Annotated in this window: 17 protein-coding genes; 12 read left to right on the plus strand and 5 right to left on the minus strand. The window is 65.2% G+C overall.

Annotation, left to right across the window (positions count from 1 at the left end; genetic code table 11):
- The 8 genes from AB1384_08200 to AB1384_08235 form a co-directional block, all read left to right on the plus strand.
- Nucleotides 1–1,684, plus strand: a 1,684-nt coding sequence (locus tag AB1384_08200) for an FAD-binding oxidoreductase (protein ID MEW6554250.1), incomplete at its 5' end; no start/stop codon positions are given.
- Between the two features lie 218 nt (nucleotides 1,685–1,902).
- Nucleotides 1,903–3,387 (plus strand): NAD(P)/FAD-dependent oxidoreductase, encoded by a 1,485-nt coding sequence (locus AB1384_08205; GenBank protein ID MEW6554251.1) that lies wholly within the window; start codon nucleotides 1,903–1,905, stop codon nucleotides 3,385–3,387.
- A gap of 5 nt (nucleotides 3,388–3,392) precedes the next feature.
- Nucleotides 3,393–3,677 carry a 4Fe-4S dicluster domain-containing protein gene (locus AB1384_08210; GenBank protein MEW6554252.1) on the plus strand — a complete coding sequence of 95 codons (285 nt, stop codon included), beginning with the start codon at nucleotides 3,393–3,395 and terminating at the stop codon, nucleotides 3,675–3,677.
- 155 nt (nucleotides 3,678–3,832) lie between these two features.
- Nucleotides 3,833–5,524, plus strand: coding sequence for a methylmalonyl-CoA mutase family protein (locus AB1384_08215; protein ID MEW6554253.1), 1,692 nt, complete (start codon nucleotides 3,833–3,835; stop codon nucleotides 5,522–5,524).
- A 6-nt stretch (nucleotides 5,525–5,530) separates the two neighbouring features.
- The gene (locus tag AB1384_08220) at nucleotides 5,531–5,932 is read left to right on the plus strand and encodes a cobalamin-dependent protein (protein ID MEW6554254.1); all 402 of its coding nucleotides are present in this window, start codon (nucleotides 5,531–5,533) and stop codon (nucleotides 5,930–5,932) included.
- 75 nt (nucleotides 5,933–6,007) lie between these two features.
- The gene (locus AB1384_08225; GenBank protein ID MEW6554255.1) at nucleotides 6,008–6,967 is read left to right on the plus strand and encodes an amidohydrolase family protein; all 960 of its coding nucleotides are present in this window, start codon (nucleotides 6,008–6,010) and stop codon (nucleotides 6,965–6,967) included.
- A 66-nt stretch (nucleotides 6,968–7,033) separates the two neighbouring features.
- Complete coding sequence (locus AB1384_08230; GenBank protein ID MEW6554256.1) at nucleotides 7,034–9,106, plus strand: aldehyde ferredoxin oxidoreductase family protein; 2,073 nt, start codon at nucleotides 7,034–7,036, stop codon at nucleotides 9,104–9,106.
- A gap of 118 nt (nucleotides 9,107–9,224) precedes the next feature.
- Nucleotides 9,225–9,716 (plus strand): rubrerythrin family protein, encoded by a 492-nt coding sequence (locus AB1384_08235; protein ID MEW6554257.1) that lies wholly within the window; start codon nucleotides 9,225–9,227, stop codon nucleotides 9,714–9,716.
- 348 nt (nucleotides 9,717–10,064) lie between these two features.
- On the opposite strand, the gene AB1384_08240 is transcribed toward AB1384_08235, so the two are convergent.
- Nucleotides 10,065–11,129, minus strand: a complete 1,065-nt coding sequence (locus AB1384_08240) for an FAD-binding protein (GenBank protein ID MEW6554258.1) — start codon at nucleotides 11,127–11,129, stop codon at nucleotides 10,065–10,067.
- Nucleotides 11,130–11,354: 225 nt separating this feature from the next.
- On the opposite strand from AB1384_08240, the gene AB1384_08245 reads away from it, so the two are divergent.
- From AB1384_08245 to AB1384_08255, 3 genes are all read left to right on the plus strand, one after another.
- The gene (locus tag AB1384_08245; protein MEW6554259.1) at nucleotides 11,355–12,434 is read left to right on the plus strand and encodes a GNAT family N-acetyltransferase; all 1,080 of its coding nucleotides are present in this window, start codon (nucleotides 11,355–11,357) and stop codon (nucleotides 12,432–12,434) included.
- A gap of 58 nt (nucleotides 12,435–12,492) precedes the next feature.
- The gene (locus tag AB1384_08250; protein ID MEW6554260.1) at nucleotides 12,493–13,653 is read left to right on the plus strand and encodes a hypothetical protein; all 1,161 of its coding nucleotides are present in this window, start codon (nucleotides 12,493–12,495) and stop codon (nucleotides 13,651–13,653) included.
- Between the two features lie 237 nt (nucleotides 13,654–13,890).
- Nucleotides 13,891–16,188 (plus strand): DUF5719 family protein, encoded by a 2,298-nt coding sequence (locus AB1384_08255; GenBank protein MEW6554261.1) that lies wholly within the window; start codon nucleotides 13,891–13,893, stop codon nucleotides 16,186–16,188.
- A gap of 114 nt (nucleotides 16,189–16,302) precedes the next feature.
- Here AB1384_08255 and AB1384_08260 read toward each other — a convergent pair whose 3' ends face one another.
- The 4 genes from AB1384_08260 to AB1384_08275 form a co-directional block, all read right to left on the minus strand.
- Entirely contained in the window at nucleotides 16,303–17,079 is a 777-nt protein-coding gene (locus AB1384_08260; GenBank protein ID MEW6554262.1) for a crotonase/enoyl-CoA hydratase family protein, read from the minus strand.
- Between the two features lie 216 nt (nucleotides 17,080–17,295).
- Complete coding sequence (locus AB1384_08265) at nucleotides 17,296–18,414, minus strand: hypothetical protein (GenBank protein MEW6554263.1); 1,119 nt, start codon at nucleotides 18,412–18,414, stop codon at nucleotides 17,296–17,298.
- A gap of 96 nt (nucleotides 18,415–18,510) precedes the next feature.
- Entirely contained in the window at nucleotides 18,511–19,119 is a 609-nt protein-coding gene (locus AB1384_08270) for a TetR/AcrR family transcriptional regulator (GenBank protein ID MEW6554264.1), read from the minus strand.
- A 230-nt stretch (nucleotides 19,120–19,349) separates the two neighbouring features.
- On the minus strand, nucleotides 19,350–20,261 hold the full coding sequence (locus AB1384_08275) for an alpha/beta fold hydrolase (GenBank protein ID MEW6554265.1): 912 nt from the start codon (nucleotides 20,259–20,261) through the stop codon (nucleotides 19,350–19,352).
- Nucleotides 20,262–20,455: 194 nt separating this feature from the next.
- Here AB1384_08275 and AB1384_08280 point away from each other — a divergent pair, with 194 nt between their 5' ends.
- Nucleotides 20,456–20,593 (plus strand): hypothetical protein, encoded by a 138-nt coding sequence (locus tag AB1384_08280; protein ID MEW6554266.1) that lies wholly within the window; start codon nucleotides 20,456–20,458, stop codon nucleotides 20,591–20,593.
- The last annotated feature ends 10 nt before the right edge of the window (nucleotides 20,594–20,603 follow it).

Here is a 20,603-nt window from a genome sequence, read left to right on the forward strand (position 1 = left end):
GTGCGAGATGACCACCGGCACCGAGACCAGGACCTTCGAGACCATCTCAGGCGAGGCCTACGCGGACCTCGAGGCCGCGGTGGGGGCCGAGTACGCCTCCCGCGAGCCCGGCGTCCTCGACGGCTACACCTGGCAGCCGACCATCAACGACGACCCCGCCAAGTGGGTCAAGCGCCCCGTGGCCGTGGTCCTGCCCGCCTCCACCGAGGAGGTGCAGGAGGTGGTGCGCGCCTGCAACCGCCACGGCCTCAAGTTCAAGGCCTTCTCCACCGGCTGGGGGGTATACTCCGGCTGCACCTATGAGAACGTGGTCCAGGTGGACCTGCGCAGGATGAACCGCATCCTGGAGATCGACGAGAAGAACATGTACGCGATCATCGAGCCGTATAACTGCGGCGCCCAGCTTCAGGCCGAGGCCATGAAACTGGGGCTCAACACCCACATCATCGGGGCGGGGCCCGCCTGCTCCCCCCTGGCCAGCGCAACCTCGGGGTGGGGCGTGGGTTGGGACGGCGTGTACATGAGCTACGGGCACCGCAACCTCCTGGGCGCGGAATGGGTCCTCCCCGACGGCGAGGTGCTGCGGGTGGGATCCCTGGATTCCGGCCTGGGGTGGTTCAACCCGGACGGCCCCGGCCCCTCGCTGCGCGGCATCATGCGCGGCTCCGCCGGCGCCCTGGGCGGCCTGGGAATATTCACCAAATGCTCCCTCAAACTCTACAACTGGCCGGGCCCCCCGCAGATGAAGACGGAGGGGGTCATGCTGGACTCCCAGACCGAGCCGCCGCCGAACCTCAGGTTCCACCTCTGCTTCTTCCCCGACCGCGGCAGCCTTGACGAGGCGGTGTACAAGATGGGAGAGTCGGAGCTGGCCTACATCTTCACGCGCACGGCCGTCGGGGCCTATATAAACACCTTCGCCCCCCACCTGCTCCAGAAGATCTCCAAGACCGGGGCGTTCCGGGACGTGCTCTCCAAGACCCTGAAGTGGGGGTGCACAATCGTCATGGTGGGGAGCTCGGAGAACGAGATCGCCTTCCAGGAAGCGGCGCTCAAGGCCATCCTGGCCGAGTACGGGGGCCTCTCCATGGAGGCCACCCAGGCCCCGGCCATCGGACCCATGATGATCATGAACTTCCTCAGGGTCAGCGCCATACCCATGGTCTTCCGGGCCGGCGGGCTCTTCAGCACCGCCCTTGCCCGCAACGAGGCCTGGGACACCCAGATGGACTGGGCCGATGTCGGCGAGGAGATCAAGAAGCCCTGGATAGAAAAGGGCGGCATCCTCGACGACCTGGCCGACAATCCCTTCATGGCCCTCTACGAGCAGAACACCTGGGGGCACTGCGAGGAGATCTTCCAGTACAACGCCCGTGACCCGAAACAGCTGGCCTCGCTGGAGCCCCTGTTCGTGGAGTTCTCCGTGGCCGCCATAGAGATGTGCATGGAGCCGCTGTCGGTGACCGATGCCCGCCTGCGCGAGGTCGTGAGCCCCATGATGGGGAACTACAACGAATGGCAGAAGAAGATATCGCTCTTCCTGGACGCCAAGCGGGCCGCCGACACGGGCATGTACTGTGACGAGATCGATTTCGACTTCTCAAAGGTCGACCCGGCGGTGAAGGCGAAACTGGACCGGCTGGCGGCCTGCTTCACCTGGACCGAGGAAGGGCCGCCGGCCTGAGGTTCCGATTATCGGCAACGGGGCGCTTTCCTGGCGCCCCGTTCCGACCCATAATTTAACGGGAATGGGGGTGAACAGGGCTTCTGGACTTAACTTTAATCGTGGGAAGAGCCCCTCGACGCAGCATCTCTCACGCATGATCGCAGCATTTCGCGCACATAACATGACTCCAGCACCGTAGTATCTCGGGGCACATCAGGAAGGGGGGTATTTCGGGTATGGAAAAATGGGACGTGGTGGTGGTAGGCGGCGGACCGGGTGGTTCCTACGCCGCTAAGACGGCCGCAGACGCGGGGCTCAAGACCGTCTTCTTTGAGCGCGGGCGCAAGCCCGGGGACAAGAACTCCTCCGGATGCGGCCTGGGCCAGAGGTGGTGGCGCGACTACCCCGAGATAATGGAGGGACTGCAGGACCTCCCCAGCGTGCGCAAGATAGAGATGGTGGTGATCAAGCTCGTCGACGAGCACGGCCGGCTACGCTATACGAGCGGGACCACCGGGTCGGACCTCTGCGCCAACCGCTGGCCCCACGGCATGGACGGCATCAGCATCTACCGCAGAGATCTCGATCCTTACCTGGCCGACCTGGCCACCTCGGCCGGGGCGGAACTGCGTACTTCGACCCTGGTCAACGACGTAATCATGGAGAACGGCCAGGTGAAGGGGGTGAAGACGGAGAAAGGCGAGTCCATCGAAGCGCAGGTGGTCATCGCCGCGGACGGCGCCTCTTCCACCATGGCCAAGAGATCGGGCATGCGCAAACGTTGGGGCGGCGGATGCACGCTGGTGCCGCAGCTGGACTTCGGCTGCAACGAGGAAAAGATGGACCTTATCATCGGCAACGCCGAATGGTGCTGGTTCGGATCGCTTTTCGGCACCTACCAGGTGAATTTCCGCGACGGCATGCATATCGGCGCGGGCCAGTGGCTGCGCGACGACTGGAGCGAAAAGCCCCTGGACATGATCAGGAAGCTGGTGAGCTACCCGGTCTTCCAGTCCCTGTGCAAAGCCATCGACGCTAAGCCCCGCGAGTACCAGGCCCACATGCTGCCCTGGCTGGATTACCCGCCCAAGACCTATACGGGGGGCATGATGCTCATCGGCGACGCCGCAGGCTTCCCCTGTCCCCTGGAGGCGGAGGGCGTCTGGCACGCCCTCACCTCCGGCAAGATCGCGGCGGAGACCGCCGCCTGGGCCATCTCCAAGGGGGACGCCTCGGAACGGGCGCTGGCCGAGTACGAACGGCGCTGGAAGGCGTCGGAGCTGGGCAAGGAGTTCGAGTTCGGGAAAGAGTGGTCGAGCATATGGAGCGCTTCCGCCTTCGATCCTGCCGCAATGGAGAGACAGATACAGCTGCTTCTGGAGTTCTCCATGCTCCATCCCTTCTCCATCGTCTTCGACTGGGGCGACGCCCACATGGACTGCCTAAACCAGCACCTGGAACACATCATGGACCTGGCGCCGGAGTTCGCCGATTTCGGCAAGGAGTACGTCGCGCCCCTGGCCCGGGGCATCTGGCCCAAGAACGTCAAGCGCATCCTGCTCAACGTGAAGCCCAAGCTGCCGGTACTGCGGCGCCTGTCTGACGAGAACTACTTCAAGGTCATCGCCAGGCTGGCCAAGGGGCTGGCCCCGTACCTGGAGCCGGGTATAAAACAGGATGCGGCCGTACCCCGGGACGTTTACGAGCGGAGCAGGAGGTGAGTTGGATGAGCGTAGAGGAAATCGACTTCTTCGAGCTGGTCAAGCGCGTAGATACCGACAAGATGGGGGACTTCATCTCCTACGACCGTGAGAAATGCAACGGCTGCGGGCTGTGCTCCCTGGTCTGTTCCTTCAACTTATGGGCGGTGAAGCAGGGCAAGGCCAAGCTTGCCGTGCGTTACCAGGACCTGTGCCTGGAGTGCGGAGCCTGCGAGGAAGTGTGCGAGCCGGGGGCCATCGACTTCTCCTACCCCGCCGGAGGCACCGGCGTGATAATAGAATACGGCTAGGAATAGCTTTTCCGGCCCGGGACCTCCAGGTAACGGTCCCGCTCGCAGAGCCTCGCGGAGACCGACCTGGTAGTTCCCCGGGCTGGTGGCAGCATATGTCCAGCAGAATGTATTCTGGACCAGGCTGTTACACGCGGCTGATGGAGGAGAACTCGATGGCGGATGATACAAGGGTAGACCGGCTGGCCGGGCATATGGTCAGGACGGCCACCCAGAGCGGCATCGAGCTGAAAGCCAGCTACGGCCCCGATGATGTGAGCCACCTCTCCTACGAGGAGGACCTCAACGACCCCGGCGCATACCCGTTCACCCGGGGTATCTACCCGGAGATGTACCGCGACCGCCTGTGGCTAAAATCGTTCATCGTCAGCTACGCCACCGCTGAGGAGACCAACCGGGCCTTCCGCGAGTACATCACTGGAGGCATGACCGACCTTCGCCTGCTCTGCGACCTCCCCACCCAGTCCGGCATCGACCCCGACCATCCCTCCGCCTGGAACAGCATGATGTGCGGCGGCGTGGCCACCTACGCCCTGCCCGTCTACGAAAAGATGCTCGCCGGCCTGCCCCTGGGGGAGGCCGTCTTCGAGCTGGCCCACGCCGGCATGTCGAGTTTCCTGTACTTCTACGGGCTGCTGGTCGCGATGATGGAGAACCGGGGCATGGACATCCGCAAACTGCGCGGCAACAGCATCAACGACCCTGTCCGCACCAAGCTGGTCTACGGCTGCCCCGATTTCCCTACCTATGTAGACCGGCGCATCTGCCTCGACCACATCGAGTTCTCCGTGCGCAACACTCCCGACTGGCGGCCCGTCGCGCCCAACGGCGTCGATCCCTGCCAGGGCGGCATGGACGCCGTGAGGGAGCTGGGGGGATGCCTGGCGGTGGCCTCAGCGGTCATGGAGGACCTGCGGGAGCGCGGCATCAGCATCGACGAGTACGGTCCCATGGTCTTCTCCCTGGACGCGGAGTCGGACTTCTTCGAGACCATCGCCAAGTTCCGCCTGGCCCGCAAGATGTGGGCGAGGACCGCCAGGGAGAGGTTCGGCGCCACCACTACCCGGGCCATGCAGCTGAAGATAGGCATCCGCACCTCGGGCCTCTCCCTCACCCACCAGAAGCCGTTGAACAATGCCGCCCGCGTCACCCTGCAGATCCTCAGCTGCGTGCTGGGCGGGGTCAATTCCCTGGACGCCTCCAGCATCGACGAGGCCGTAGGCCTGCCCTCCCGGGAGGCGCGCAGATTCAACCTGGACGCACAGCACATCATCACCCACGAGGCCAACGTCCCCCTGACCGCCGATCCCCTCGGCGGCTCATATTACCTTGAGTGGCTGACCAGCAGGATGGAGGGGGAGGTGAACGCGTATCTCGAGGAGATCGAGGCGAACGGCGGGGTCTTCGCTTGCCTGGAATCGGGATGGCTGAACGCGGTGATGGAGTCCTGCCGCACCAGGGTGCAGTACGAGAAAGCCGACGGCGACAGGCTCATCGTCGGGGTCAACGCCTTCCGCTGCGAACAGGACGAGGAGGGCCCCATCAACGATGCTATCCGTGATACCGCGTACAGGGCGCCTACCTTGGATATGCGCGAAAAGCAGGTGCGCGAGGTGCGGGAGTTCAAGGCAGGCCGTGATATACGGCGCCTTCAACCGCTCGCCGCGGACCTCTGGCGTATGACCAGGGAGGGCGGCAACGTGCAGCGCGCGGTCATCGAGGCGGCCAAGGCCGGGCTTACCCTGGGGGAGTGCGTGGGGGTCATCCGCCTGGGGTACGGCATCGAGTACGACCCCCTGAAGCAGATAGACATGCCGGACTTCGTGCGCGAGATCGTGGAGGAATAAGCGACCATGAGGGAGGGACGGAAGACAAGGGTACTCATCGCCAAGGTGGGATGCGACATCCACGAGCGGGGAGCCCTGACCCTCTCCCGCGCCCTGCGCGACGCCGGTATGGAGGTCATCTACACCGGGCGTTACCAGACGCCGGAGGGGGTCGCCAGTGCCGCCGTATCCGAGGACGTGGACGTCATCGCCTTGAGCGACCATACCGGCAGCCTGCCCATCATCGCCGGTCAGGTCACCGACGCGCTGAAAGCCCAGGGCGCCGCGCAGATACCCATCGCCGCGGGCGGCCTGCTGACGCCGGACGATGTGCGAGCCCTGGAGGGTCTGGGAGTGAGTGGTAACTACGGCCCCGGCACCCCCATCGAGACGATCGTCGAGCATTTCAAGGAACTGGCGCGGGAGTGACCGCGAGAAAAGAGAAGGCGGCTCGTATCCAGGGACGCACGCGGATCCCGGGACTCGGAGCATTGGAGGGACGATATGACCGCTGAACCGCTGAAGATCGACATACATCATCATATAGCGCCAGGGGAGTACGTGTCGGCGCTCGCGGCCAGGGGAATCACCGAGAGCGGAGGCAGGCCCTTCCCCCGCTGGGACCTGGAGGAGAACCTGGCCTTCATGGACCGGCACGGTATCGGTACGGCCATGCTCTCGGTCTCCGCGCCCGGTGTCTTTTTCGGAGACCCCGGACTGGCGAAGGAACTGGCACGCCTGAGCAACGACTTCCTTGCGAGGTTGATACGCGAGCACCCGCACCGTTTCGGAGGTTTCGCGGTACTGCCCCTGCCGGACGTGGAAGCGTCCCTCGCCGAACTCGCCTACGCCGTGGACGAGCTGGGCCTCGACGGCGTCGGGCTGCTCAGCAGCGTGGACGGGCGCTACATGGGAGACCCGGCCTACGACGCGCTCTGGGACGAACTGGAACGCAGGCAGGCGGTGGTCTTCATGCACCCGCACGCGCCCGAGGAGGACGTGCCAGCGGGGATGCGGCTGCCCTCCTCCCTCATCGAGTTCGTCTTCGAGACCACGCGGGCCGTGGCCGCGCTGCTCTTCAGCGGCACCCTCGAGCGCTGCCCGGGTGTCAGGCTCATCCTGCCCCATGCCGGTGGGACGGTGCCCTACATCGCCCTCAGGCTGTGCCTGGGCCAGTTCTGGCCGGGGTTGCAGGAACAGGTGCCCCAGGGGGTGCTGCCGTACCTGCAGCGGCTCTACTACGACACCGCGCTCGCCGCCGCGCCCTTCGCCCTGCGCTCCCTGCAGGAGCTGGTGGACAACGCGCACATCGTCTTCGGCAGCGACTATCCCTTCGCCCCCGAGCTGGCCACCGTGGCCACCATCGGCGGCCTCGAGGGTTACGACGGCTTCGATGCGGGCATGCTCGCGGAGGTATACGAGGACAACGCCCGCGCGCTCTTCCCCCGCCTGCGGGGGACTTGACCTCCGCCGGGCTGGGTGCGAGGCACGGGCAAACTGGAACGCTTTGCTGATATCGGGGGGAAAGATATGTACGGCAACTGGGGCAAGCTGCTCAAGGTCGATCTCACCTCGGGAGAGATCGCGGACTGGGAGATAGAAGAGGAAGCGTACCGCGATTTCCTGGGCGGCTCGGGGCTCGCCGCCTGGCTCTTCTTCCAACTCAAAGGTTTCGAGGCGGACCCGCTGTCGCCGAACAACCCCCTCTTCTTCATGAGCGGCCCGCTCTCCGGCACCAGCCTGCCGGGCTGCTCCCGCCTGGATATATGCGCCCGCTCTCCCCTCACCGGCATCTGGGGGGAGGCGAGCATCGGGGGCCAGGCGGCGCCCCAACTCAAGGGGACCGGCTGCGACGGCATCGTCTTCACCGGCTCGTCACCCGAGCCCGTATATCTCTTCCTCAGCGATAACGGCGCGGAACTGCGCGGCGCCTCGCGCGTGTGGGGCATGGATGCCTTCGAGACGGAGGCGGCCCTGAAGGAGGAGGTGGGCGACAGGCGCGCCCAGGTCATGTGCATCGGACAAGCCGGTGAGAACCTGGTGAAATACGCCGCCGTCGTCAACGAGCAGGGAAGCCTGGCGGCGCGCTGCGGCATGGGGGCGGTGATGGGCTCCAAGAACCTCAAGGCCGTGGTCCTGCGCGGCAGGATGAAGTACCGTATCGCGGACGAGGAAGGCTACAAGGAGGTGCGTCACCTGGCGGTCGACAATATCAAGAGGAGCCTCTTCGCCGAAGGCCTGAACCTCTTCGGGACCACGGGAGGCGTGGACCTCTCCTCGGCCATCTGCGACACGCCGGTGAAGAACTGGCGGGAGGCGCAGTGGAAAGAGGGCATGGAGAACCTCTCCGGCGTGAGGATGGCCGACACCATCCTCACCGCCAGGCGTTCCTGCTACGCCTGCCCCATCGCCTGCAAACGCGTAGTGGAGATAACGGACGGGGAATACGCCATGCCCGAGGGGCCGGGGCCCGAGTACGAGGGCGTGGGTTCCCTGGGGTTCATGCCCCGGGTCGGCGACCTGCACGCGGTGGTGAAGGCCAACGCCCTCTGCAACGCCTACGGCATGGACGCCATCTCCACCGGGGGCACCATCGCCTGGGCCATCGAGGCCTTCCGGAACGGCTTGATCGATGGGAACGTCACCGACGGCATGGAGCTCGACTGGGGCAGGCCCGACCAGCTCATCGCGCTCATCGGCAAGATCGCCCGCCGCGAGGGTTTCGGCGACGAGCTGGCGGAGGGATGCCGTGCCCTGGCGGATAGATACGGCGGCCGCGAATACGCCATCCAGATCAAGGGCATGGAATGTCCCATGCACGATCCCCGCACCCTGTGGTCGATGGGCTTGGGCTACGCCACCAGCATCCGGGGTGGTTGCCATAACCGCGACACCAACCTCGGGTTGGAGATGGGCATGGATGACCTCGAGGAGATAGGCTTCCCCCGCACCAGGCCCCTGCGCCGGGAGGGGAAGGCCGCTATGACCATCCACTCCCAGGCCATAGCCTCCGTGTGCGATTCCGCCGTTATCTGCATCTTCGCCTGGAAGGGAACGGGCTCCACCCTCGCCATCCTCAGGGACATGCTGAACGCGGTCACCGGATACCGCCTCAGCATCGATGAGATGCTGGAGACCGGCAACCGCATCTGGTACCTCAAGCGGGCCATCGGCAACCTCTGCGGCATGGCCAGGGCGGACGACGAGGTCCCGCGCCGTATCGTGGAGCCCCACCTGGAGGGCAAGTCCTCCGACCTGCTCGGTGCGCTCAATCCCGTGCTCAGGGCGAACAACTGGTTCATGGCGATGATAAAGAGCGAGAAGCTCCTCGCATACGTTAAACTCTTCAATGCCAGGGTGGTATTGCGCAACACCTTCCGCACGGTCAACCTGGCCGGGAAACTGATCCCCTCGGGGCGGCGCGCGAGGGAGAGGCGCGGTAGGGATGCAGGGTACCCGGGCGGCGGGTACGTCGACATCGCCTTCATGCTCGACGAGTATTACCGCCTGCGCCGCATAGACGATGGCGGGCGCCCCGAGGCCGAGGTACTGGAAGGGCTGGGACTGCACGAGGTAGCGCTGGCGCTGCACGGCGCGGGGTAGCGCCGGCGCATGGCGCCGGTGATATACATCATGGTTGGATCCCTTGCCTTGCCTGCATTATATTCTGGAGATTCGGGAACAATATACCGGTAAGCCAACTAGTGTTCAGGAGGTAGATATGAGCACCATGGACGATCTCAAGGAGGCCTTCGCTGGCGAATCGCAGGCCAATCGCAAGTACCTGGCCTTCGCCGCCAAGGCCGACGAGGAAGGCTACCCCCAGGTGGCCAGGCTCTTCCGCGCCGCCGCCGATGCCGAGACGGTGCACGCCCACGCCCACCTCAAGGTAATGGGGGGCATCGGGAGCACCGCCGATAACCTGAACGCTGCCATCACCGGCGAGACCGAGGAATTCAAGAAGATGTACCCGGGGATGATCGAGCGGGCCAAGGGAGAGGGGAACAGCGCGGCGGAGATGTCCTTCGCCAACGCCAACGCCGTGGAGGAGATCCACGCCGGTCTCTACCAGAAGTACCTCGACAACCTGGGCAGCATCGAGGAGACCGAGATCTACGTCTGCCAGGTATGCGGCAACACCGTGGAGGGGGAAGCCCCGGACAAGTGCCCCATCTGCGGCGCCCCCAGGAAGATGTTCAAGAAGATCGACTGACCCAAGTGATTTAAACGGAGAGGCCCGTGTTCGTTGGGCCTCTCCCCTTTTATGCCTTTCCCTCTGTCTCTGTTCATTTATCTTCTGCTGCCTGCTCGTGGCACGCCACAGTTTCTTCCACTCTCTATAATGCCCCCCCTTGAAGAGCCGCCAGAAAAACTGAATAAACATATCCCACACCGTAGAGACTGCTCCTTTCCAAATACTTGCCACCCGCCCGATGGGGTCAGGTCTTGTTTTTTAATCCCAGAATATGTCATGTACTGTGTAATGCCTGCTTATCAGGGCCATAAATGAGGCATTTTCTTTAACATACCGGGGTATCCAAAAAAAGAAGACCTGACCCCATCAACTGCTGCGGTAGCGGTAGCCGGGGGGCCACAGGGTGAACAGCATCCCGTATGGTAAAGAATCGGGGTCATAGGTGGAGAGGATTGCCCGGGTCAGCGGCTTGAGCACGGGGTGGGGCAGGTACTCACGGCACTTGCGGAAGGCGAACTGCGGCCAGTAGAGGGGGGTGAGCCGCCTGAACTCACGCATGGCGGCGTCGCGGTCCGTAACCGCCATCGCCGCGATCTTCCCCGAGACCAGGGCCCCGTTGACCCCGAAGAGCAGCACCGGGCTGATGAGTCCCGCCAGGGTCCCGGCCAGGATCTTATCCCCCTGGAAGAGGCGGCGGTTGCTCCAACTGCCCAGTGGCCAGGCGGCCCAGGACGCCACGCGGTCGTCCCATCCCTCGAACTCGATGCCGTCCCCCGCCGCCAGCTTGGATTTGAACTCTTCCTTCTCCCCGTCGGTGAGGGGCCTCTGCACGCTGAAGACCAGGGCCCCGGCCGCCTCTCCGCGCTGGAAGTAATAGCCGAACTCGCGCGTGAAGGCGTCCAGGTAGATGATGACGCTCGGGCGTGACGGATCTCCCCTGCCCGTGGCCATGTGGCAGAAGAAGGGGCGGCAGGGCAGGTCCATGGCCTCGAAGGCCTCGCGGTCCAGCCCGGTGGCCAGGATGGAACCCGGCGGCAGTTCCTTTATCTCCCGCTTGGAGAGCCTACTTCCCAGGATGACCTCCACGCCTTCCCGCTGGGCCTGGCGGTAGAGCGCGTTCTCCAGTGAGTGCTCCCCTTTCCCCCGCTCGACCGTAAAACCCTCCACGCCGCGCGGCAGGCCGAACTCGTACTTCCTGCCGTAGGCCCAGGCCCGGGTCAGGGTCCAGGGCTCCAGGGCCTCCTCCACATCCACGCCCAGCTCGCTCCTTACCGCGGGGACGTCCATGATGGTGGAGTCCGCGTAGGAGAGGTCTCCCCCCATGTATTCCCTGCCCTCGTGTATCCTCACCCGGAAGCCCCGGCGGGCCAGGTCTATCCCCGCCACCAGGCCGGCCAGTCCCGCCCCCACGACCTCGATCTCTGCCGCCATCTCCGCCCTCCTTACCCGCGATGAGCACCGCCATCAGTATACCCAAAGCGAGACGAGGGCGATGAACGGCCGCCGCAGATCGGAAGGCGCGTCCCAGTTTGTCTGCCTCCCACGCCGGCGATGCGCGGCTTTCACTCCCGCGACCACCAGGGGTACACCCGGGTATAATCTATTCGGCGGGTGTCCCGATGAGAGGATGAGCACCGTGGGGAGGGTATGCCGATCATGGACTGGAGAGTCGATCATTACCGGCCCGGCGACGAGCACGCCATCCTCGCGCTCTTCCGTGCGGCCTTCGGGGAGGAGCGCAGCCTCGCCCTGTGGCGGTGGAGGTACGGCGAACTCCCGGGCGGCACCGACAACATCCTGCTGGTGAGGGATGAGAACGGCGCCCTGTGTGGGCACTATGCCGGCCTGCCTTTCACCATCGTCTTTCGCGGCCGGGAGATCCCGGGAGCGCTGCGCCTCGACCTCATGATCCACCCCGACCGGCAGAGGATGGGCATCGGTCTCTTCCTCATCGAGAGCATGCGCCAGCATATGAAAGGCCGTATCTCCCTGGTCACCAGCTTCCCCAACGACAAATCCACCGGGCCCACCATCAAGAAAAGCCCCCATTACCTGGGGGAAGCGCCGCTATACTGGCGGCTCGAGGATATCTCGTCCCTTTTCAAGGGGATGGGATGGACGGCAGTTCCGGCCCGGGCAGCCGCCGCCGCGAACGTCCTGCTGCGCGCCGCCTACCGCCTTATCGCCATGCCCTCGCTGCGTGACAGACGCTACGGGCACGTTGAGAGGCGGGGGTTTGAAGACGGGCTGAGCAAGGACGGCTATCCGCGTGACGGGTGCGGAATCCATTTCAAACGGGACGAGGCCTTCCTGCGCTGGCGCTTCGACCGCCATCCCGAGATGGACTACACGGTGATCTTCCTCGACCCGAAGGTGGGCGGGGACACCAAAGCGGGCTACATCGTCCTCACGGTCATGGGGTACGAGGGATTCCGCATCGGGTTCATCGTGGACATACTGGTGCACCCTCTCTCCCTGCGCCCTGCCAGGTATCTCGTCGCCCAGGCCGCCAGGTGGTTCGAGGCCCGGGGGGTGGAGACCATCAGCTGCATGATGACGGGCAGGAACGCCTATTCCCGGGCATTGCGGAGCCTCGGGTTTTTCATGGTGTCCAACCGTTTCATGCCTCGCGACCTGAACCTGTCCTTCCGGGTCTTGGATCCCGATCTCGACTTCGATCACGCCACGGACCCGATGAACTGGGTACTCACCTGGGCCGATACCGACCTGGTATAAAGAGGAATATAAACCGTGCCGCCGCGGTGGTGGCGAGCGCAACAAAGGAGACGGGCAGTTGGACAGCGCGGGGATATGGGACCTTGTTTCACGGCACGAGCGCCTGCGCGCAAACGGTTTAAACCTGGTGGCATCGGAGAACCGCCTCTCGCGGCGGGTGCGGGATGCCCTGGCCAGCGACCTGGCGGGCAGGTATCAGGACGCGGGCTATGGCGGCTCCACTTTCGCGCGCGCCATCGTCGATGAGACTGAACGCCTGGGCAGAGAGATCTTCCGATCCGGGCACGCCCTGGTCTCTTCTCTCTCGGGGAACCTCTGCGTGCTGGCGGCGGTCTCCGCTTTCACCGTCCCCGGCGAAGCGGTGGCTATGCTCCCCTTCGCCGCCGGCGGTTACCCCTTCGGGATCGAGAAGTTCCACCGCCGCCGCCTGGACATCCCCGCGGACCACGGCAGCCTGGCCGTAAACGCGGCGCGAACGGTGGAACTGCTGGTACGGGAGAGGGTGGCTCTCGCCTTCCTCGGCGCCTCCTTCATCCCCTTCCCCCACCCCGTCGAGGATATCCGGCGGGGGTTGGATGAGGCCGGCCATCGCTGCCTCCTCGTCTATGACGGCTCGCACGTGCTCGGCCTCATCGCCTGCGGGGAATTCCAGGACCCGCTGCGGGAGGGGGCGGACCTGCTCATCGGCAGCACTCACAAGAGCCTCTTCGGGCCCCAGGGCGGGCTCGTTCTAAGCGATTCCCAGGGAATGGCTTCGTCCATGCGCGGGATGCTGGAACTGGACCTCGAGGCGGGCATCGGCCTGGTGGACAATCCGCACCTCAACCGCATCGCCGCCCTGGGGGTGGCCCTGGAGGAGATGCGGGGCGATACCGGCTACGGCGCCAGGGTGGTGGAGAACTCCCGCGCCCTCGCCCGCGCCCTTGACGAGCACGGCGTGCCGGTGCGCTTCGCGGACCGCGGCTACACCTCGTCCCACCATGTCCTCTTAGACCTCGCCACGGAGGAGGCGGAGAAACTCTGCCGCGACCTGGAAAAAGTGTCGATCTTCATCGACGCCTGGGGGAGGCTGGGGACCGCCGAGGCAACCCACCGCGGCATGGGGCCAGGTGAGATGGAGGCCGTCGCCGGCTGCATCGCCGCGGTTTATCGCGGTGAGCCTCGCGCCGCCGTCGCGGAGACCGTCCGCGAGCTCGCCACCGCATTCGAGATGCCGTGAGAGGCTGAAGGGCGGAAGACCGGGAGGCGACGGAGCCATGCCGCTGTCACCATCCCGCCACCTCGTCTCCGTCCCCGCTGCCGCTTTACGCCCACCTGGATACTCCTGAAAACGGCAGGCGAAGATGCGATGTCCTGGAGCACTGGCATCACCCCGCCACCTCGTCCTAGAATGTCATCAGGTAGCGGCCGCCGCGTAGTGGACGCGAGTGGCGAAACGGGGATGAAAGCCGGGGAGATGAAGGTTACGAGGCTCTCTTTCGCACTGGCTCTCGCGGTTGCGCTGTCCCTCCCCGCCCTGTTCGCCCCCTTCCCGGCTGCAGCGGACTGGAGCGGTGGACACTGCGGGGCCGCGCTGGAAACCACTTCCACCTCGTGGTTCTTCGCGGAGGGGACCACCCGGCCCGGTTTCGACGAATGGCTGTGCGTGCTCAACCCGGGTGGCGACCCCTGCCGGCTGACCTTCCACTTCCTGCTGTCTGGCGGGGAAGGCGCTCCTTTCCGCGCCGACCTGCCGCCCCACAGCCGCTTCACCCTGAACGTGAACCAGGCCGCGGGGACCGGACTGGACGTCTCGGTGCTGCTGGCGTCCGATCGCCCCGTGGCGGCTGAGCGCGCGATGTACTTCCGTTACGGCGCGGGCGGCCTGGCGGGCGGGCACTGCGAGCACGGCGCCGTGTCCGCCTCCCGGCAGTGGCTCTTCGCCGAGGGCACCACCCGCGCCGGCTTCGATACCTGGCTGTGTCTTTCGAATCCCCAGGACGTCGCGGCAATGGTCACGGTGGACTTCCTCCTGGGAACGGGGCAGGGCGATAGCCTGAAAGGCAGCTACCGTTTGCAGCCGCGCAGCAGGTTTACCCTGTGCGTGAACGATGTTGTCCCCGCCGAACGCGACGTCTCCCTGCGCGTGACCTCGGACCGGGCGGTGGTCGCCGAGCGGCCGGTCTATTTCAACTACCGCGGGGAGTGGGACGGCGGCCATGACGCCCTCGGGTCACGCGAAGCTTCCAGGAAATGGTATTTCGCGGAGGGCACGACCCAGCCCGGGTTCGAGGAATACATCTGCCTCCTCAACCCGGAGACAACCGATACCAGGGCTACCCTTGCCTTCATGTCCCAGGGCGGAGAGATACGCCGCCTGGAGGTGAACGTGCCGGCCAGGCGCCGCCAGACGGTGTTCGTGAACGAGGCGGTGGGGCCGGGGATGGACGTGTCATGCGAGGTATCCTCGCCGGCGCCCCTGGTGGCCGAACGCCCCCTGTACTTCTCCCGCCTGGGACGACAGCGCGGTGGACACATCAGCGCCGGGTGCACGGCGCCCACGACCGTGGCCCTTGTCGCGGAGGGATGCACCCGCGGGGGTTTCGACGAGTTCCTGTGCATCCTCAACCCCAACGACGAGCGTGCCAGCGTCCAGGTGAGCTGCATGGACTCCGGCGGCGGCGTGACCGGTACCAGTTGCGCCCTGGAGCGGCGCAGCCGCCTCACCCTGAGCGTGCGGGAGATCGCCGGTCCGGACAAGGACGTCTCGGTGCGCCTGGTCTCAGACCTCGGGCTGGTGGTGGAGCGCCCCATGTACTTCTCCTACCGCTGTGCCGCTCCGGTCACCCTGGCGGCGGTGGGAGACGTCAACCTCGACCTTAACCAGTTCGGCCAGGGGTACTCCTACGACTATCCCTGGACGGGGACGGCCGCCCTGCTCCAGTCAGCCGACCTGGCCTTCGCCAACCTCGAGTGCACCATCTCCTTCCGCGGCAGCCCGGTGCCGGGCAAGGCCTTCACCTTCCGGGGGAGCCCGTACGCTCTCTCCGCTGTGCGCGGGGCGGGCATCGACGTGGTCTCCCACGCCAACAACCACGCCCGCGACTTCGGCACCGAGGCCATCCTGGACTCCTTCTTCTTCCTGGACAACGGCGCCATCGGCCATTGCGGTTCCGGGGTGGACTACGCCGCCGCGCACTCCCCCGCCTGCGTAACCGCCAGCGGACTGCGCGTGGCCTTCCTCGCCTACAACGATATCGACTGGCCGGGCTGGACCGCCGGGCCGGGCTACCCGGGCGTGGCCAACGCCGCCGACGGTGCGGGGATCGCCAGGGATATCGCCGCCGCCCGGGAGAACGCCGACCTGGTGGTAGTATCCTTCCACTGGGGGACGGAGCGGGAATACACCGCCGGGGGCCGCCAGCGTGAGCTGGCCCGCTTCTCCATAGACCGCGGGGCCGACCTGGTGCTGGGGCACCATCCCCACGTCATCCAGGGCTTCGAGGTCTACCGTGGCAGGCTCATCGCCTACTCCCTGGGCAACTTCGTCTTCAACCCGGGCAGCCCGCAGTGCAACTTCACCATCCTGGCCCGCATCACCCTGGACAGCGGGGGCTTTAGGGGCGCCACCATCTATCCCGCCTTGATCTCCAACGGCAGGCCGGCCCTCATGGGCGGCACCGAGGCGGTGGTGTGGCTGCGCCAGGTGGCTGGCCTCTCCGCCGCCATGGGCACCCCCATGACCGTCCACGGCGACACCGCTACCATCCCCTGATGTGGCAAGCCGAGGGGTCACGCCCGGAAATCGGCCGCGTCCAAGACGCGGGCAACCTTTATACCGATCCTCGCCGGTACCAAGACCGTTGCGGTCACGGACGGATGTAACGGTCTAGAACTTGCCGTGTTTGCCCTCGCCCTCCGTGAAGCGTCCGGCGCCGGAGACCGACTCCCCGCTCTGCAGCGTCTTGATGCCCAGCCTGTATTCCATCTCGAGTCCGGCGTCGAAGGTCATGCCGATACCGCGGTAGAGCGCCTCGCGGTCGTTGCGCATGCAGGTCTGGGGGAACTCGGCGAGCTGGGCCGCCAGCTCCTCCGCCGCCTCCCTGGCCTCGCCCTTCCCGACCACGCGGTTGACCAGCCCCATCTCCAGCGCCTCCCGCGCCCCCACCGGCCGCCCGGTGAGGATCATGTCCAGGGCGCGGCTCATGCCGATGAGCCGGGGCAGGCGCTGCGTGCCGCCGTCGATGAGCGGCACCCCGAAGCGGCGCTCGAAGATGCCCAGCACGGCGTCCTCCTCCGCCACGCGCAGGTCGCACCAGACCGCCAGCTCCAGCCCGCCCGCCACGCAGTACCCGGATATGGCGGCGATGACCGGCTTGGATAGGAGCATGCGCGTCGGTCCCAGGGGACCGTCCTTCGTCATGTCCTCGTTGAGGCGCAAGGCCTCCTGCATTGGGTCAGCCGCCAGGGCTTTTAAGTCCGCGCCGGCGCAGAAGGTGCCGTGAGCCCCCCACAGCACCGCCGCACAGGCTTCCCCGTCGGCCTCGAAGGCGCGGAAGGCGTCGCCGAGCTGCCGGGAGGTCTCGTAGTCGATAGCGTTCTTCACCTCCGGGCGGTTGATGATCACCGTGAAGACCTTGCCGCTCTTCTCCGTTTCCACCTGCATGACGACCTCCTTGCCCTATCCCGCACTCGCAACCGCATCTCATATGCTCACCATAGTAACGCGTAGGCATGCCGGGCGTTAAGGAGGAGGGGGCTGCAGGAGTGATGGTGGATGGCACATATCGCCAGTGGCCTGCCCGCGGGTATGAAAAGGCGAAGGGCGGGGGGCCGCCCTTCGCGGGAAGCTCGCTTTCACGAGCGGGCACGACTCCATCGGCTATGCGTTCGCGGCCACCAGCTCTTTCTCACTGGAGATGGCCCTGGCCACGAGCTCTTCCACGGGCACGTCATCGAGGGAGTCCACCCCCAAGATCCTCTTGCAGAGAACAGGGCCGATTCCCACCTTGCTTAGGCTCAACCCCATGAGCGCGGCCCATGCAGCCATTCCCGGGCCCCAGCCGAGACGGCGCACCATCACCGTGGCCGCGATGGCCCCCCCCAGGGCACCCCCGAAGATGGCCAGGTTGACCTCATTGAGCTTCCCCAGCACCTCTGGTATGCGGTCCGGCAGCTCTTTCTCCTCCCGGCCCTTCTCCGCGTCCTCTCCCTTGAGGAACCAGTCGATGATCCAGTAGTACATGAGGGGCAGGAAGGCCGCCCCGTAGGTGAGCAGTATCATCGAAACATCCGAGAACGCCCACGGCACCACGTTCCTCCAGCGCCATTCGTCGAAGGACTGGCGGTTCTTAGAGAAGAAGCGCTGGTATCCCTTGTTGTCCCAGCCGTTGACGAGGATAAAGAAGAACCCCAGGTAGGAGAGGAGCGTATGCATCGAGGCCTGGTAATACTTGCCTTTCATCAGCGCCTTGTAGGTGAGGAAGAACCCCAGCAGCCCCTGGGTGACGTTGGTGGTGCTGAAGATGCCCACCAGCCACTGCGGTATGGTCTCGTACTTCCCCACCTGCATGGTCTCCCAGCTGGGATTGGACCATAGCAGCACCGCGCCCGAGGGCACGAAGAGCAGGGAGAGGAAGAGCAGGTTCTTCAGGAAGAACTTGTTGTTGAAGGCGTCCTCGTTGGCCTCGAACCATGCCTTGACCGTCTGCTGGATCCCCTTGAGGCTCTTGAGGTCCACTTCTCCCGGCTTGAAGCCATTGGCCTGCAGCCGGTCTACTATGCGCTGGAAATCCAGTTCCTCCTGGCTGACCGTTCCCGCGGGTATCAATTCCTGGCCGCCCTCGAGCTCGGCCAGTCCGGGCGGGGACGCCTGCCTGCCCCATCCCAGCTTCCACCTTCTCACCTCGTTCTCGACCCTCATCTTGCGCAGCTGGCGGAAGGCCGCGAGGGCGAAGCTGGACCCTATACCGTAGGACCAGAACACGTCCACCTGAACCATCCATCCCACCTCCTGTCCGTCTTACCCGTTCCCCTTCAGCCGACAGTTCCCATGCAATGTATGTCACACGAGGGCCCACACACCCTCGCTGGCGCCCTATCGCTTCGTCACCCCTTGCAGGATCAAGTTGATGATGGTCTCTTTCCACACCGGCAGCTCCGCCTCGGGGTCCGTGGACGAGACCACTCTCCTGCAAGCCTCGAAGAGAGCCGCGCCCATGGCCAGGGCGGTCTCCCTTACGTGCATGTCTTCCCGAATGTAGCCTTTGGTCATGCCGTTCTCGAGGTAGAGCTCGATATACCTGCCCATGAGGTCGAATATCTCCTGGATCCTCGCCCTCAGCCCCGGGTCCTCGATGCCGAAGGCCTCGTAGAAGAGCACCCTGGAGATGGAGGGATTGGACCTGAAGAGCCCGAAGAGCCTGTCGCCGATGGTCTCCAGCTGCTGCCGGTATTCCTCCAGGTCCTCCGCATCGTGGGGGTTTACGTCGGTCACCACTTCCGTGATCATGCTCACGATACCCTCGACCACGTGGTTGAAGATATCCAGCTTGTTCTCGAAGTAACGGTAGAAGGTGCCGTGTCCGATATTCAGCTCCGCGGCGATGTCCTCGATCTTGGCGGCGTGAAAGCCCTTCTCGGAGAAGACCTTGAGCGCCGCCTCCATGATCTCGGTGCGCCTGCGGGTCGCGAGGGAGGACTCCATCTTTACCCCTTATAGAATGACATGTCATTCCGCTAACATAACACGAGGTTATCCCCTTTCCTGCACCCTGTCAACGTCGGCACGGTTTATGTGACGGCCAGGGACGCCCGAGACCCGGTGCGGGTACCGGGGTCGGAGTGGAGCTGGGGACCGGCCAGGCGGCTCTTCGCCCGGGCGCGAGCGGTCCAAGCCCTCCACGCATCCGACCGCCGCGGCCCGCGGGCGCCCGGCTACAGGCCCAGGCAACGGGAGAGGAAATCGGCCTGCCTCTCCACCACTCGCTCGAACCACTCGCCCCTGTAGATGTCGAAGTGGCCCGTGGGCAGGTGGACAAGGGTGACCTCGCGCATGCGGGAGGCGGTCTTCTCCACCGACCTGGGATAGATGAGGGTGTCCCTCTCCCCCATGATCACCAGGGCGGGGCAAATCACCTTCCTGGCGTAGGTTACGGGGCGGTAGAAGAGCAGCTCGAGCACGGCCCGCGATGGGCACTCGTTCTTCCAGTCCGTGTCCTCGGGGACGATGGCCATGTAACCCGGTCTGCACTCGGGCGTGTTCATGAGGCCGAAGGTATCCGGGTCGCTGACGATGGGGGAGCAGTAGGGCTTCCTTCCCGTGACGATGCGCGCCACGTCCCTGAGGCTGGCCACGGTGGCCCGCATGACGTGCTTCGGACCCAGATAGAGAGCGGTGGTGATGCCGTCCACGAAGGGAACCTGTGACGAAACAGCCGCCACCTCGCCGTCCCGCGCCGCGGTGACTATGACGTGGCCGCCGCTGTAGGAGGAACCCCACAGCGCGATCTTTCCTGTATCGACGTCCGGTAGGGAACGTACGTAGGCCAGGGCCGATTTCCAGTCCCGCAGGTGCCGCCACGGGTTCACCAGGTTGCGCGGCTTGCCCTCGCTGGCCCCGAAATTGCGGTAGTCGAAGAGGAAGACGGCCATGCCCCGCGCCGCGAACCTCTCGGCGAAGGGCTGCAGGCCGAAGTCCCGCTGGGCGCCGAACCCGTGGGCCATGACCACCACGGGGGGCCGCTCGGCCCCCTGCGGGCGGTACAGCCACGCGGCGCACCTCTTGCGCCTGCTCTTGAAGACGTGGTCCTCTACGGTGAAAGAACGTCCCGCATCTCTCTCCCCCATGGCTCCTCCCTCGCATCGCAGACCGAACCGATTCCGCCCCTCCATTATATCCGCGGCCCTCCCCCGCCGCATTCAAACGCATATCGTGAAGGGCTGCGGCCGCGCGCATAGAAAAAGTAAGGGGGGCGCTGGTTGAAAAGGAGAAGACCGTACGATATTCGCAGACAAGATAAGCCGGGAGGTGCTGCCTGCAGATGAGGAATCCCATATCGCTCTGGGGGAGGAAGATCAGGCCGGCGTTCCTGGTCCTCGCCGGGCTGCTGGCGATGATCGCCGTCTCCGCCATCTTCGACGGGCCGCGCACCGTTTACGCCCATGCCATCATCATATGACTCGAATGTA

It is taken from the genome of Actinomycetota bacterium (assembly GCA_040757835.1).
Classification (GTDB): Bacteria; Actinomycetota; Geothermincolia; order Geothermincolales; family RBG-13-55-18; genus SURF-21.

Excerpts from the sequence above, each read along its gene's own strand:
- AB1384_08210 (MEW6554252.1), top strand. The coding sequence starts at position 3,393 with ATGAGCGTAGAGGAAATCGACTTCTTCGAGCTGGTCAAGCGCGTAGAT.
- AB1384_08255 (MEW6554261.1), top strand. The coding sequence starts at position 13,891 with ATGAAGGTTACGAGGCTCTCTTTCGCACTGGCTCTCGCGGTTGCGCTG.
- AB1384_08270 (MEW6554264.1), bottom strand. The coding sequence starts at position 19,119 with ATGGAGTCCTCCCTCGCGACCCGCAGGCGCACCGAGATCATGGAGGCG.
- AB1384_08280 (MEW6554266.1), top strand. The coding sequence starts at position 20,456 with ATGAGGAATCCCATATCGCTCTGGGGGAGGAAGATCAGGCCGGCGTTC.
- AB1384_08215 (MEW6554253.1), top strand. The coding sequence starts at position 3,833 with ATGGCGGATGATACAAGGGTAGACCGGCTGGCCGGGCATATGGTCAGG.
- AB1384_08245 (MEW6554259.1), top strand. The coding sequence starts at position 11,355 with ATGGACTGGAGAGTCGATCATTACCGGCCCGGCGACGAGCACGCCATC.
- AB1384_08275 (MEW6554265.1), bottom strand. The coding sequence starts at position 20,261 with ATGGGGGAGAGAGATGCGGGACGTTCTTTCACCGTAGAGGACCACGTC.
- AB1384_08225 (MEW6554255.1), top strand. The coding sequence starts at position 6,008 with ATGACCGCTGAACCGCTGAAGATCGACATACATCATCATATAGCGCCA.
- AB1384_08265 (MEW6554263.1), bottom strand. The coding sequence starts at position 18,414 with ATGGTTCAGGTGGACGTGTTCTGGTCCTACGGTATAGGGTCCAGCTTC.
- AB1384_08220 (MEW6554254.1), top strand. The coding sequence starts at position 5,531 with ATGAGGGAGGGACGGAAGACAAGGGTACTCATCGCCAAGGTGGGATGC.
- AB1384_08235 (MEW6554257.1), top strand. The coding sequence starts at position 9,225 with ATGAGCACCATGGACGATCTCAAGGAGGCCTTCGCTGGCGAATCGCAG.
- AB1384_08205 (MEW6554251.1), top strand. The coding sequence starts at position 1,903 with ATGGAAAAATGGGACGTGGTGGTGGTAGGCGGCGGACCGGGTGGTTCC.
- AB1384_08240 (MEW6554258.1), bottom strand. The coding sequence starts at position 11,129 with ATGGCGGCAGAGATCGAGGTCGTGGGGGCGGGACTGGCCGGCCTGGTG.
- AB1384_08230 (MEW6554256.1), top strand. The coding sequence starts at position 7,034 with ATGTACGGCAACTGGGGCAAGCTGCTCAAGGTCGATCTCACCTCGGGA.
- AB1384_08260 (MEW6554262.1), bottom strand. The coding sequence starts at position 17,079 with ATGCAGGTGGAAACGGAGAAGAGCGGCAAGGTCTTCACGGTGATCATC.